Here is a 14,522-nt window from a genome sequence, read left to right as displayed (position 1 = left end):
AATAATGTATATCTGTAAATTCTTAATATTATAACTTTATAAACGCAATAAAATATTATCGGACTGGTATCATTTACTGATCGCGAACTGGCTTCAAAGAAGTTTGTTCGCCACCATTGTCCAGTTCCGCGGGTCAGCGCCACCGATGATCGCGGCGGCGGCCGTCCCGAACCCGTCTGGCGTAGTGGTCCACACCAGCACGGCGCCGCTGGCATCGTGACGCCACAGGATGTCGGCAAGACCGTCGGCGTTGTAGTCAGCCACGCCCTGGATCGACCAGTCGGTGCCACCGACGCCGCGGGAGCCGGACGCCTTCAGCGTCGCGCCATCGAGTTGCCACACAACCGTGGCGCCGTCGGTGTAGCGCCAGAGCAGGTCGTCCTTCGCATCGCCGTCGAAGTCACCGATGCCCTGCAGGCTCCAGCCCGCACTGGCGCCGGCCACCACGCCACCGCCGATGATGGCGGTGCCATCCATCAGCCATTCCGCGACGGCCCCGGACGTGTGCTGCCACAGGACGTCGTCCTTGCCATCGCCGTTGAAATCTCCCGTGCCAACGACCGTCCAGTCAGCAACGGCACCGCCGACGGCACCCCCTCCCGTCAGGGCTGTGCCGTCCTGCTGCCATGAGAGGACAAGGCCAGACGTGGCGTTGCGCCAGAGCACGTCGTCGCGCCCGTCTCCGTTGAAGTCCCCGATCCCTACAATCTTCCAGTCCGCGGTCGCGCCACCCACCACACCGCCGCCGACGGTGGCCCGGTCGTTCAGCTGCCACTGCAGGACGGTGCCGTCGTCATTCCGCCAGAGGATGTCCTTGTACCCGTCGGCATTGAAGTCGCCAGAGCCGTAGATCTTCCACGCCGATCCCGCGCCGCCTAGCGAGCTCCCGCTGACGACAACGGGCGGCCTGGTTCCATGGGAGGCGATGTTCCAGCGCAGGACGTCTCCCGCGGCGTTCCGGAACAGCACGCCCGGCTCGTATGCGTAACCGTCTAGGTTCACGTCGAGCGAAACCGTCCTGTCCGTGAAGGCTAGGCTTTCCACGTTGCTGACTTCCAGCGTGCCTGTCGGTGTCGTGATGCGTGTCCCACCGAACCATCGTCCGCCGGAGAGGGACTTCGTGAGGGTCGCCTGGGTGCTCGCGATGTTGAGCACGAGGACATCTCGACCTTCGTCGCCGCTGATGACGTGATTGCCGCCGGATACGGCGATGACATCGTTCCCTGCTCCCGCGAAGACCCGGTCGCTGCCACCGAGCGTCTCTATGCGGTCGTCGCCGCTACCGCCCCATATGCTGTCTTCGCCGGCTCCGCCCCGCAGGGTGTCGTTGCCTGCACCGCCGGACAGCTGGTTACGTCCGGCTCCTCCGTCGATCGAGTCGTCGCCCGACCCGCCTGCGAGAAGATCATCCGCCGAGCCGCCGCGCAGCTTGTCGTTGAACGGCGTTCCTGCCAGCCACAGGCTCGTCGTCGCCGAGGCCTGATCGACGCTGATCGCGCCCGTCCGGGGATCAAAGATCTGCGCATGGATCTCATTGGCGTTTCCGCCCAGTTCGAGGCGATAGACGAGTTCGATCCGCCCATCCGAGAGGGCGCGGATTCGGTCGAAAACAGTCACGCGTTCGACGTAGCCGCCCTCCTCGTAGGGCGGAACGATGAAATCTTCCCCGATCTGCGCTCCGCTGGGTTCGTACTGTCGAATGTGAACGCCGGCCGCGTCCGAATAGGCCAGCACGACGTTGCCGTTCGTCGAGACGGTCGCGCTCAGCCGGAGGCCACTCGTCCCTGACAACGCAATCGTCGACGTACCCGTCACGATCCCCGCCGCGTTCATTCTCAACAGCCTGATCACGGATGCAGAGGACGAGACATCGGGCTTGCCGAGGACCGCCAGGAAGGAGCCGGTCGAGTCCAGCAGGGGCTCCGACCAGCCGGTGATGTCTGCAAGGCCCGTCGCGACGAATACCGACGGCGATCCGACGGCACCCGTCGAGGGATCGTATGTCGCCCTCATCAGGGCGCCGGACGCCGCAGCCTGCTCGTACAGGATCGTGTAGACCCCGTTCCGGAAATAGGCCCCATAGACGCTACCGGACGGTATCGGAATGACGGAGACCCCTGTCATCGCGGTCGCGATCTGGTCGAACGTCTGCAACGACAAGGCGCTCCCCGAGCGCCAGGACAGCACGAGGCTGGACCCGTTCCAGTCGAAGTCGAGGCCCTGGAAATCTACGATGCCCGTGACAAGCGTCACCGGCGCGCCCACAAGCGCGACCTCGCCGCCCGCCTTGGGGGCGAAGAATACGCCATTCGACCTTATCCGCGTGGAGGTCCCGAACTTCTCGGCCCAGATCACGGCGCCACTGTAGCCGGTCTCGCGGTTGCCCCCATATTGCAGAACCCCATAGCTTCCCGCCCCGGATGCCGCGAAGTCGATCGTATAGTTCTCGACGACGGGAACGACGAACCCCTTGCCGCCGCCGAGGGCATTCTGGCCATAGAGATAGAGCGACGCCGTGGTGATCGTGGCCGGCGGGTTGGCGTATTCCGCAAGACCGATGGACGATACGGCGTAGAGTACGTTGGGTCGCCCCCATGCCGCGGGCCTCGCAAACCTCTGCTGGCCGACGATATCGCCCCGACCGTCGGGCCTCACTACTCGCGGAAAGCCGAACCCTCCGATGCCGAAGTCCCGATCCCACGTTGCCAGCATGATTGCCCTCAAGAAACAACAAATCGAGTTTAATCATGCAGCCAATTCAATCAATACAACTTTTAATATTTTATTCTATACTTACAACCTAAGGGCATTTCACCCACCGTATGCAGGGCTCCCGACGCTTCTGGCCACTTCGACCTTCAGCCCTGAGGGCGGGGTCGTGGGATCGAGGAGCGGATCGCTTCAGCGCATTCAATCCTTCAGAATGCCCTGTTCCCCGTCACCGCCCACTCCCGCGGGTCGGCGCCTGCAATGAGGGTGGCCGCGGCGGTGCTGAAGCCGTCGGGCGCCGTCGTCCACACCAGAACGGCGTCGCTCGCCTCGTGCCGCCACAGGATGTCGGCAAGGCCGTCGCCGTTGTAGTCGCCCGTGCCCTGGATCGACCAGTCACCACCACCGGCGCCATGGCTGCCAGAGGCCTTGATCGAGAGCCCATCGAGCTGCCACACCAGCGTCGCGCCGTTGGTGTAGCGCCACAGCAGGTCGTCCTTCCCGTCGCCGTCAAAGTCAGCAATGCCCTGAAGGCTCCAGCCAGTGCTGGCTCCCGCAACCACCCCGCCGCCGATGATCGCGGTGCCATCCATCAGCCACTCCAGGACGCTGCCGTCGGTGTGCTGCCACAGGATGTCGTCCCGGCCATCACCATTGAAGTCACCCGTGCCCTTCACGCTCCAGTCGGCGCTCGCCCCGCCGACCGCACCGCCGCCCTTGATCGCCGTACCGTCCATCTGCCACTCATGCACGCCGCCCGTCGGCGCGTGGCGCCAAAGCACGTCGCTCTTCCCGTCGCCGTCGAAGTCGCCGATACCGGCGACCGACCAGTCGGCTGAGGCCCCCCCCAGTGCGCTGTCGCCTGTCAGCGCGGTCCCATCGAGTTGCCAGACCAAAGCGGTCCCCGACGTCTTGTTACGCCAGAGGATATCGCTGCGGCCGTCGCCGTCGAAATCTCCAAGGCCCTGCACCACCCAGTCGACCGAGGCGCCGGCGATGACACCGCCGCCGCTGAACTGCGGCCGGCCGGCGCTGTCCGTGACGAGCGACCAGGCGAGAACCGTGCCGGCTGTAGAGCGAAACAGGACATCGGACACACTGTCCCCGCCGATGTCCGCCGCGACCGGCCGGACAGCGAAGACTTGCGCGTGGATGTCGTCTGACGATTCGCCCGTGGGATCGGCGGTGTCCGTCCAGGTGACCAGGAACCGGTTGGTCGAGAGCGTCGCGATCGCCGGGGCGGCCTGTCCGCTCGTCGAGCCTTCGACGAGGAACTCACGCGATGCCACGCGTCCGTCCGCCCCATAGACCCGCAGGCGTATCGCGGACCTCGGAGCTCCCGTGGCAGCCCATCTGTCCGAAATGGTCCAGGCCACGACAAAACCGTCAGCGGGAAGTGCAGCGATGCTCGAGGCCGGCTCGTCCCACGCATTCGCCAAACCGACCAGTCGTTCAGCGCCCTCCTTCGTCCCATCAGCGCGGAAGACCTGGGCGCGCATGGACTTCGGCTCGAGTGCATCGCCACGACCAGCCCATGTCACAACGAAGCCCCCTGACGACAGGGCCGCGATGCCGACACCGGCCAGCGATGCTGCGGATGAAGCCACCGCGAAGTCGGGTCCCACCCTCCCGCCGTCGGCCTTGAACACCTGCCCCCGCAGGCCCGATGCAATCGGGTCCTCCCAGATGAGGACGAAACCGCCTCCCGAAAGCGCTGTCACCGACGGCCGGCTCTGGCTCCCGGCCGCCCTGGGGTTCCCGCGGAACTCCGATCCCCGTCGACTGCCGTCCGCGTTGAACACCTGGCACCAGACGTCAGACGAGTCCGCGTCGAAGACGAAGTACCGGTACTCCGCCCAGCTAACGACGAAGCCGCCGTCGGCGAGCCCGACGACCCCGGGCTGGCTCTCGCTAGCTTGCGGCGCCGACTTAACGATGAACTCTCTGCCCGCCTTGCTCCCGTCGGAGTTGAACATCTGGCCGCGGACGCCGGAGAAGATCCCGCTTCCGTCCGTCCAGGTCACGACGAAGCGCCCATCCGCAAGGGCGGCGACCGAAGGCGCGGACTGAAACATATACGTCGTCGTGTTGACGAGGAACTCGCTGCCGACCTTGCGACCATCGGGCGCGAGAACCTGCGCTCGGATGGCGGAAAACGATGTGTCTCCCGCGCTCTCGCTCCCGTCGACCCATGCGACAACGAAACGACCGTCCGCCAGCCGCACGCAGGCCGGGTCGCGCTGGTAGCGCGCGGTCGTCGCGTTGACGAGGATTTCGGGGCCTGTCCGGCGCACGGTCTTCGGCCAGAACCCTTCCGGCGCCCTGCCATCGAGGTTGAACTGCCCGTCGAGGAACGACAACTGCTCGACGTCCTGCAGGACGTCGGTGCCCATACTGGCCGTCCGCACAGACCAGGTTCCGTCCGCCCGACGGGACCAAGTCGCCGCAGATGACGACATGGCATAGAAGGCGGTATCGCGGCCCGTACCGCCGACGAGGCTGTCATCGCCTTCGCCGCCGCGGAGACTGTCGTCGCCCGCGCCTCCGTCGAGGGTATCCTCGCCGGCCCTGCCGTCGAGGGAATCATCGCCGGCATTTCCCTTGAGGGCGTTGGCATCGATGCTTCCCGCCATCGCGTCGTTGCCGGCTCCGCCGATGACCCCGGCGATGCCCTTGAGCGTGTCGAAGCCGATGTCGTCGCCCTTGGCCGACTGCACCAGACTGTACATCGCATCGTAGACGCCGGTCAGGTCGACCGTGATGGCCGCCGTTGCGTCCGAGTAATCGGCCCAGTCAAAGTCGGAGATCTCGTAGGCGCTGCCGCCGCCGTACAAGCAGTCGTTCCCGCGGTCGCCCCTGAGCGTGTCGGTGCCTGCCCCACCGAGAAGTGTGTCGTCACCCTCGCCACCAGCGAGGAAGTCGTGGCCACCGAACCCCGCCATCAGGTCGCACCCTGCGCCACCGCTCATGATGTCGGCGACGCTGACACCACGAATGGTCTCGTCCCCGGCCCCGCCAGTCTGCGACAGCGTCGCGGTTGCGGCGTTCCACGACCACGCCTCCACCTGCGTGCCATCCATCGCGTTCGACCCGTAAAGGAAGGCGATCGCCTGAAGGTCGAGCGTACCGAGGGCGGGAGCGTATCCCATGTAGCTCATGACCGTGTGAGCCGCGTTGTCGAGCGACGGATCGAGGACGGGATCTCCGTCGAAGGGATGCTTCAGCCCTAGCGTGTGGCCGATCTCGTGCAGTATCAGGTGCAGCTTGTCGGCGGCATTCATCGTCTCCTGGCGCGTATTCAGATAGATGTAGCTGGCCTCGCGCCTGGCCGCCGTCGATGAGAGACTGCTGATCGGATAGTACCCGTAACCCGCGTACTGGAATTTCCCCGGTATCGTGTAGAAGTCGACGTACTGGAGCCTGATGTCCCCTTGGCCTGGCGGCACCTCCATGAAGACGATGCCGCAGGCGTCCGCCCAGGTACGGAAGGCCTGCCTGGCGATCGTCTTCTCCTCCTCCGTTGCCGGGTGGAACGTCGCCTGGGTCAAAGTGGAGTCGACGGAGCGTGGTGAGGTTTCGAACGAGAATGTCACGAAGACTGGCAGGCCCGCCGCACCGTTGCCGTTCCAGGTGGAGCCGCTGAGGAGAGCCGTGTAGTCCGATACAACCGCCATTCAAGATCTCCGATCGCGAGGCGAAACCGCCGCGGCAGGCCGCCGCGGTCGAAAGACGCCCTGACTTTACCGATGGAGGCCGACCGCCAGCCTCGACCCAGGCGTGCAGCGGCAGCAGGGAAGTTGCCCCGCGTCTCTGCCCCCGACTGTAACGCCATTATGAAGAGGCCGACCCTAAAAACCCCAGCCCTATCAATATTCTGCCCCTCATCTACCCGCGTCAACAGACTTTTACGGACTGATATATTATTTTTTGCACCAGTACCTGATATCACAATCTGTAGTTGCAACACTATTCACTTTCATGATTCTATGGCTTGCTCAATCTTTTGGATCAAAGAACAACACGGCCTTGAGTTTCTGGCGACGAACCGCTTCGGGCTCAGTTCGCGATACGGTCCGCAGATATTCGTTCGTCGGCTGGCCCTCCCGATTCCCGCGACCCAGTTCCGCGGGGCGGCGCCAGTGATGAGGAGGCTGCGGCCGTGCCGAAGCCGTTGCAGTCGCGCATCCCCGGATATGCAGCACGAGCGCGACGAGCGTCGGCACCGCGACCGCGGTGCCGACGCAACAGAAGGGGCCTCAGCCTCAGCGTCTCTCCACTCCCGCGAGACGGCCGCCGGGGCCCCGGAGCCTGATTCCTGAAATGGGGCAGCCAATTGCCGGCACGCCCGGGCCATGGCCTTTACTCTGCCACGGCCGCGACCCCTAGGCGGCGCCTCGACAACTCGGTGGTCGACAGGCCGGGCAGCAGGTCAACGATGACGACGCGCCCCCCCGCGGCCCTTACCACCTCTGCGCCGACCACGGAATCGGGCGTGTAGTCCCCGCCTTTCACGATCACATCGGGCACTAGCCGCTGGATCAGATTCGCTGGTGTATCGTCGTCAAAGATTGTGATCGCATCGACCGCCGCCAGAGCCTCCAGCACGGCGCAACGATCCAGAGCCGTATTGAAAGGCCTTGAAGGTCCTTTCAGGCGGGACACGCTCCGATCGCTGTTGACGCCTACGACAAGCCGGTCGCACGCTCCCTTGGCCTCCTTCAGGAGCTTGACGTGCCCCGCGTGAAGAATGTCGAAGCAGCCGTTTGTGAATCCCACGACCTGCCCCTCGCTCTTCCATCGGCGGACCCGACGCTCGAGGGCATCCCACTGGCCCAGAACCTTGGAATGGACCGGCGTATCGGGGACACGTAGTTGCTCTTCCAGTTCCTCACGTGAACACAGCGCGGTGCCTGGCTTGCCGACGACCACGGCCGCGGCTGCGTTGGCCATCCGCATGCCCGTCTCGAGCGGGAGACCAGACCCTGAGGCCAGCGCCAGCGTGGCGATCACCGTGTCCCCTGCCCCCGATACGTCTGCAACCTGTCGCGCGAAGGCCGGTATTGCCTGGACTTTGCCCCCCCGCTCTACGAGGAGCATTCCCCTCTCGGACAGCGTCACGAGGATGGCTTCGAGGTCCAGCCGCGTCACGAGCGCGGCAGCGCCCTCGGCGATATCGGCATCGCTCCGGAGTTCATCACCGAGGACGCCGCGCAGTTCGGCCAGATTCGGCGTCAGGCAGGTCGCGCCACGATACTTCCCGAAGTCAGTTCCCTTTGGATCGACGAAGACGGGCAATCCGGCCGCCCGTGCCATCGAAACGGCGCGCGAAATGACATCCTGAGATAGCAGGCCCTTGCGATAATCGCTGAGCACCACGGCTGCGGAACCGCGTAGCCCCGTTTCCATCTCGTGACATAGGCCGGCCTCGACAGAACGGGCGAAAGGCTGAGCATCCTCGATATCGAGCCGGACGATCTGCTGGCGATTCCCCACGAGCCGCGTCTTGACAATTGTGCGCCGCCCAGGAGCGGCCGCAATTCGCGCACTGACGCGCGGAGCGCCATCGAGAAGGCGCATGAGTTCAAGCCTCTCGGGGTCATCCCCGGCGGCCGCGACAAGACGGCCTACGCCTCCCAGGGCCGAGACGTTCCGGGCGACGTTAGCAGCCCCACCCGGCATGCAGACAGTCCGATCGACCCGCAAGACCGGCACCGGCGCTTCAGGTGACAGCCTCGATACGTCACCGTAGACGAAGCGGTCCAGAATGACGTCACCGACGCACATGATGGGCCTATCGGCTAATTTCATGCTGCAATCTCTTGATGAATGAAATAGATTCACCTACCATATTACACGTGATAAATGCCACGGGTCAATTTTATCGGAACTTATGCATTGGGAATAGTCGTAGCAACGGCCTTACAACTTAAACGAGCATACCTGAAAGCCTATTCGATCTATCTGGCGACAGGAAGTCTGTCGCGGTCGGCATCGTACTTCGCCGGCTACGTGGGACTAAAATCAAGCATGTTTCTGGAGCACTTCAGGTTCGCCCGCAGGGCTCGCGCCGTGGGGGCGGAGATCGACGAAGCCCTCAGCGACACGACACGGCCGATAGTCGTCGCTATCGCCGTCTCCGGAGGCGTTGGCGACCTTGTGGTAATCGCGCGCTTTATCCGGGACCTCCAGGCCACGGCGGGCCCCTTCCGCTTCGACATCTACTACCGCCATGCGGGTACGGCCGAGTGGGTCTTCGCCAACGTCGAGGGCTTTCGCTCGTGCTACAGCGATTTCCTGTTCGACCGCTTCAGGAAGGAGTATGCGGCCGCGATCCGGGTCAGTTCGGTCGCGGTGATCTACCACGACTGCCTTGGACGCCGCTTGCGAGAGAACCGAAACCTGTCGGCTGCGCTTCAGGCCATCGACCGCTTCCGGGGCAAGATTTCCATCTTCGTCGATCGCCATCCCTTCATGGACGGCTTCCTCGGCCAAGCGGCCGTCTACATGAACAGGACCCGTGCGGACTTCCTCCACCACATGGCGGACATCCGCTTCGGCGGAAGCCAGCTTGATCTGCCGCTAATCCGGGACGTGCTGACGCGGCTTGATCTTGCAGGACGGCCTTACGTCACGGTGCACAACGGTTTCGATCCCGACTTCATCGTGAGCGGACGCAGAGCCACCAAGTGCTACCCCCATACCGATCGCCTCGTTGAGATCCTGCGCGAGCGGCGACCCGATCTCGTCTTCGTGCAAGTCGGCCTGCCTTCAACCAGCGTTCCGTTGGCCTCGGTTCACGTCGACCTCGTCGGTCGAACAACGCTGACGGAGGCCGCGACCATCGTGGGTGAAGCGCAGATGCATATCGACAACGAGGGAGGTCTCGTGCATATCGCGGCTGCCTTTGGCGTGCGGAGTTGCGTCATCTTCGGGCCGACCTCCGCCGACTACTTTGGCTACCCAGACAACATCAACGTACGACCCAGTTTCTGCGGGGGATGCTGGTGGGTCAACGATACCTGGATGGATCTGTGCCCACGCGGCTTTCCTGACGCTCACTGCATGAGCCTCCAGGACCCTGTCGCCATAGCCGAGCGGATCCTTGCCGCGCTGCCTCCGTCCGATGGAGCGAGGGGCCCGCAATGATCATCGTCACCGGAGGGGCCGGCTTCATCGGCTCCAACCTCGCCGCGCGCCTCGTCGAAGAAGGTGCCGACGTCGTCGTGGTCGATCGACTCGGCTCCGGCGGAAAATGGAAGAACATCGCAGGCCTGGCACTCCATGAGTTCATAACGCCTTGCGAGGCCCCTGCCTTCGCCGACAGTCATGGCACCGACATCGAGGCCGTGTTCCACCTTGGCGCGAACTCCAGCACGCGGACCACGGACGGGGACGCCATCCTGCGGACGAACTTCCGTTCGACCGTGGACTGGTTTGCATGGTGCACGCGTGCGGAGGTGCCGCTGATCTATGCCTCGTCCGCCGCCACCTACGGCGACGGCACGGCCGGCTTCGTCGACGACGATCGGCCCGAGGCCTTGCAGAGGCTCAGGCCTCTCAACCTCTATGGATGGTCGAAGCACGCCGCCGACGTTAAGATCGCGCGTGCCCGGGCGTGCGGCGTCCCGACACCACCGTCGTGGTACGGCTTCAAGTTCTTCAACGTCTACGGTCCCAACGAGGCCCACAAGGGTCCCATGCGCAGCGCGGTCCTTGCGCTGATGGAGCGCGTCCATCAGGGCGAACCCGCAGCCTTGTTCCGGTCCTGCCAGCCGGAGGTTCCCGACGGCTGCCAGAGAAGGGACTTCGTGCATGTCGACGATGTCGTCGACGTCATGCTCTGGGCGTGGCGACACCGGCCCGCGAGCGGCCTCTACAATCTCGGAACCGGTGCCGCCCGCACGTTCATCGACGTCGCCCAGGCGATCTCTAGGGCCTATGGCACGCCACCGCGGATCGAGTTCATCGACATGCCCGCCGATCTCCGCGGGCGATACCAGTCCTACACGGAAGCATCCGTCGAACGCCTGCGGGCCGCGGGGTACCGCAAGCCTTTCACCTCATTCGAGGACGGCATTGCCCGCTACGTCGCATGGCGCGCGGAATAGAACGCGAGATCGAAGCGCCCTCTCAGGAAAATCTTGCCATGAAGCTGTACGTGGGTTCCCGCGACTACAAACCCGATGGCTACCTCACCGTCGACATCGACCCGGCCAATGCTCCCGACATTGTGGCGGACATCATCACGTTGTCCCCCATCCAGGACGTCAGTTGCGACGAGATCGTCGCCGGACATGTTCTCGAACATATCGAATGGCCGGACGGGTTCCGGGCGATCTCCCAGTTCGCCAGGGTGCTGAAGATCGGCGGGACGCTGAAGATCGCCGTCCCCGATCTCTCCTTGCTGACCCGGATGGTGGCGGCTGGAACGACGCCGTTCCATGCCGTGGGGCTCATCTTCGGGGTGGGCGGACGCCACAACGCATTCGAGGCGCATCGCTACGGCTACACCGCGGACATGATGGTGGATATCCTGCGCCTGCTTGGCTTCGGCGACTTCCGGTGGTGGAACTCCGACCTCGCCGACGCCTCGAACGGGTGGTGTCCCCAGCCCTCGAACGAGCAGTACGCGATCTCCCTCAACATCGCGGCCACGAAGACGAGCGGGCCGGTCGTCGATCCGCATGCACTATTCAGTGCCCTCGAGGCGCGTCCTCTCGACGACATCACAACCGTGGCCGCGTCGCTGGCGCGAGACGCCATCCCTCAGCTCGACCGCTCGGACCTGGCCAAGCTCTATCAGTCTATCCACTTCCAGTTGATCGAGCAGCGCCAAAGGACCCGCTATCTCGAGGAACAGATCGAAAGCGCTTTGGCCCATCCCGGCCGCATCGTCGGCCGATGACGCGATCCACGTCCGGCGCCCCATGCAGGGGCCCGACACGTGCCGCGAGACCGTCGCGAACGTCGAATAGCGAGGCGATCAGTCGCGGAACAGCTTCCGGCTCAGGTCCTCGACCGTCGAGGGCCCGTTCGCGCACTCGCAACTCTCCTCGGGGGGCACACACTGCGCGCCGACGAGGTACCGGCGTCCGATCCCCGCTGAGCGACCCGCCTGCAAGTCAGTCGGCTGGTCGCCCACAAGGAGCGATCGTTCGAGGTCGAGATCGAAGTCGGCTGCCGCCTGCAGGATCATTCCGGGCCGCGGCTTTCGCCAAGGGTGATCCCGGCGATAGGCCGCGACACGACCCTCCGGATGGAACGGACAGTGATAGACGGCCGTGAGGGGCGCGTCGCGCCTCTCGAATTCCCGCAACATCCACGCCGTGAGGTCGTAGAAATCGGCCTCGCGGAAGTAGCCTCTGGCAATTCCTGACTGATTGGTCACGACGATCACGAGGTAGCCGGCAGCCACCGCGCGACGGGTCAGGTCGAAGACACCCTCCATGAAGACGAAGTCCTCGCGCCTGTGGACATAACCGTCGTCACGATTGATCACGCCGTCACGGTCCAGGAAAAGCGCTCGCGATCGCGTCATGGCCGCCTGTTGCTCAATCGACTTTGAGAAAACAAATGAAATTACACCTTCACTCTTCAAGATGAGCTACGGTTCTGCAAGTCCCGAGATGGCGACGCCGCGCAGATCGGACGCCCACGGCCGTCGGCGAGATCGTCGGGTGGGCGGCGACGGAGCGATCCGAGATTCGGCTATCGCCAACCCTTGCCTGACGGCATCGCCTCCGAGGCGGGGCAGCGGCAGAGTAAGACGTCTACCGGGCGTTCCGGACTGAGGCGGTCGGACGCGGAGGCGGCAGGTGCGGAGCGCGCGGTCAGGAGAGCCAACTGATGCGACGGCCACTGCCGCGATGGCCGTGCGCAAACGGGTCCTCGCCCTTCGACTCGCGCTGCTCGCGGTCGTCGCGGCGGCGGTTCCGGTGTCCTACGTCGGATCCTTCGACCGGCTTACATGGTGGCTGGAATCCGTGCCAGTGTTGGTGGCTGCCCCCCTGCTCGTGCTGACGCACCGGCGGTGGCCGCTGTCGACCCTGCTGTGCGTGCTCATCGCGGTCCACGCGCTGATCCTGCTGGTCGGAGGTCACTACACCTATGCCCGCGTGCCGCTGGGCGACTGGGCGTCGCAGTGGTTCGGCTGGCCGCGCAACAACTACGACAAGCTCGGTCACCTGGCGCAGGGCTTCGTGCCGGCGCTGCTGGCGCGCGAGATCCTCATCCGCTTCTCGCCCTTCCGGGCCGAGCCGGGCAGCCGCTACGTCCCCGTCATCGCCGTCGCGATGCCGCTCGCCTTCAGCGCGCTCTACGAGATCGTCGAGTGGCTCGCCGCCGTGGCGGCGGGCGGCGCGGCGGACGAGTTCCTCGGCACGCAGGGCTATGTCTGGGACACGCAGTCCGACATGGCCCTGGCGCTGGTGGGGGCCGTTCTGGCGGTGGCGCTCCTGCCGCGCCTGCACGACCGCTCGATGGCGCGGATCGATCCGGGGCTCGCGCTGCGCTGAGCGCAAGGGCCGGGTTGCGTTTTTCGAACAGTCGTTCAGAAATGGGGGCTGTTCGTGCGGAGGAGAGCGTGACATGACGCGAGGCGCCGGGGCGCTGGCCGGGGTGCGGGTGCTCGACCTGACGCAGATGCTCGCTGGGCCCTACTGCACGATGATGCTGGCCGACCAGGGGGCGGAGGTCGTCAAGATCGAGCCGGTCGACGGCGACCCGACGCGGCAGTTCGGGCCGTTCCTCGCAGACGACGCGCTGAAGGCGTTCGGCGGCTACTTCCAGAGCACCAACCGCAACAAGGAGAGCCTGGCGCTCGACCTGAAGGCGCCGGAGGGCGCGGCCCTGTTCCGCCGGCTGGCGCGGGAGGCGGACATCGTGGTCGAGAACTTCCGCGCCGGGGTGATGGACCGGCTCGGGCTCGGCTACGAGACGCTGGCGGCGGAGAACCCGCGGCTGGTCTACGCCGCCATCCGCGGCTTCGGCGACCCGCGCACCGGCGCGAGCCCCTACGCCGACCGGCCGGCCTTCGACGTGGTGGCGCAGGCGATGGGCGGGGCGATGAGCATCACCGGGCCCGACGCGGCGACACCGCTGAAGATCGGCCCGGGCATCGGCGACATCTTCCCCGCGACGCTCGCCGCCTTCGGCATCCTCGCGGCGCTCCACCATGCGCGGGCGACCGGCGAGGGGCAGTTCGTCGACGTCGCCATGTACGACGGCATCGTCGCGCTGTGCGAACGCATCGTCTACCAGCACTCCTACACCGGCCGGGCGCCGGTGCCGGAGGGCAACCACCACCCCATCCTGTGCCCGTTCGGCACCTTCCCGGCGCGCGACGGGGCCGTGACCATCGGCTGCCCCCGGGACACGTTCTGGCGCGAACTGGTGACGGCGATGGGCCGGCCGGAACTCGCCGCCGACCCGCGCTTCGCCACCAACAACGACCGCCTCGCCCACGCTGCCGAAACCGTGGCGCTGGTGGAGGCGTGGACCCGGCCGCGGACGAAGGCGGAGATCGCGGCGGCACTCGACGGCCGCGTGCCGTTCGGTCCCGTCAACACGGCGGCCGACATCGTTGCCGACCCGCACATGGCGGCCCGCGGCATGCTGGTGGAGGTGGAGCATCCCGGCTCGCCGCGACGCGTCACCATCGCCTCGACGCCGATCCGCATGACCGCCACCCCTGGCGGCGTCAACCGCCGCGCCCCGCTGCCGGGCGAGGACACCGACGCGGTGCTCAAGCGGCTGGGGCTGGACGCCGGCGCGATCGCGGACCTGCGGAAGCGGGGAATCGTGCGGTAACGGCG

9 protein-coding genes are annotated in these 14,522 nt (G+C 65.4%); 5 read left to right on the top strand and 4 right to left on the bottom strand.

Features of this window, described 5'->3' with window-relative positions; genetic code table 11:
- Window positions 1–93 precede the first annotated feature (93 nt).
- The 3 genes from ACX9GQ_RS13565 to rfaE1 all read right to left on the bottom strand — a co-directional run bounded on the left by ACX9GQ_RS13565 (window position 94) and on the right by rfaE1 (window position 8,517).
- Window positions 94–2,712, bottom strand: coding sequence for an FG-GAP-like repeat-containing protein (locus ACX9GQ_RS13565; RefSeq protein WP_459630087.1), 2,619 nt, complete (start codon window positions 2,710–2,712; stop codon window positions 94–96).
- 206 nt (window positions 2,713–2,918) lie between these two features.
- A complete protein-coding gene (locus ACX9GQ_RS13560) occupies window positions 2,919–6,383 on the bottom strand; it encodes an FG-GAP-like repeat-containing protein (RefSeq protein ID WP_459630086.1) in 3,465 nt (1,154 codons plus the stop codon).
- A 685-nt stretch (window positions 6,384–7,068) separates the two neighbouring features.
- Window positions 7,069–8,517: a D-glycero-beta-D-manno-heptose-7-phosphate kinase gene (gene rfaE1, locus ACX9GQ_RS13555; RefSeq protein WP_459630085.1), complete on the bottom strand. Its 1,449-nt coding sequence runs from the start codon at window positions 8,515–8,517 to the stop codon at window positions 7,069–7,071.
- Window positions 8,518–8,736: 219 nt separating this feature from the next.
- On the opposite strand from rfaE1, the gene ACX9GQ_RS13550 reads away from it, so the two are divergent.
- From ACX9GQ_RS13550 to ACX9GQ_RS13540, 3 genes are read left to right on the top strand one after another with little or no spacing between them, the layout of a single operon-like run.
- Entirely contained in the window at window positions 8,737–9,855 is a 1,119-nt protein-coding gene (locus ACX9GQ_RS13550) for a glycosyltransferase family 9 protein (RefSeq protein WP_459630084.1), read from the top strand.
- On the top strand, window positions 9,852–10,817 hold the full coding sequence (rfaD, locus tag ACX9GQ_RS13545) for an ADP-glyceromanno-heptose 6-epimerase (protein WP_459630083.1): 966 nt from the start codon (window positions 9,852–9,854) through the stop codon (window positions 10,815–10,817). Before ACX9GQ_RS13550 ends, rfaD begins: the two co-directional genes overlap by 4 nt.
- 38 nt (window positions 10,818–10,855) lie before the next feature.
- Complete coding sequence (locus tag ACX9GQ_RS13540) at window positions 10,856–11,614, top strand: class I SAM-dependent methyltransferase (protein WP_459630082.1); 759 nt, start codon at window positions 10,856–10,858, stop codon at window positions 11,612–11,614.
- A gap of 78 nt (window positions 11,615–11,692) precedes the next feature.
- Here ACX9GQ_RS13540 and ACX9GQ_RS13535 read toward each other — a convergent pair whose 3' ends face one another.
- On the bottom strand, window positions 11,693–12,307 hold the full coding sequence (locus ACX9GQ_RS13535; RefSeq protein WP_459630081.1) for a D-glycero-alpha-D-manno-heptose-1,7-bisphosphate 7-phosphatase: 615 nt from the start codon (window positions 12,305–12,307) through the stop codon (window positions 11,693–11,695).
- Window positions 12,308–12,575: 268 nt separating this feature from the next.
- Here ACX9GQ_RS13535 and ACX9GQ_RS13530 point away from each other — a divergent pair, with 268 nt between their 5' ends.
- Both ACX9GQ_RS13530 and ACX9GQ_RS13525 read left to right on the top strand, forming a co-directional pair.
- On the top strand, window positions 12,576–13,223 hold the full coding sequence (locus tag ACX9GQ_RS13530; protein WP_459630080.1) for a DUF2238 domain-containing protein: 648 nt from the start codon (window positions 12,576–12,578) through the stop codon (window positions 13,221–13,223).
- A gap of 73 nt (window positions 13,224–13,296) precedes the next feature.
- Complete coding sequence (locus ACX9GQ_RS13525; RefSeq protein WP_459630079.1) at window positions 13,297–14,517, top strand: CaiB/BaiF CoA transferase family protein; 1,221 nt, start codon at window positions 13,297–13,299, stop codon at window positions 14,515–14,517.
- The last annotated feature ends 5 nt before the right edge of the window (window positions 14,518–14,522 follow it).

Source organism: Alsobacter sp. R-9, from assembly GCF_054612375.1.
This window is presented reverse-complemented; position numbering and strand designations above follow the sequence as displayed.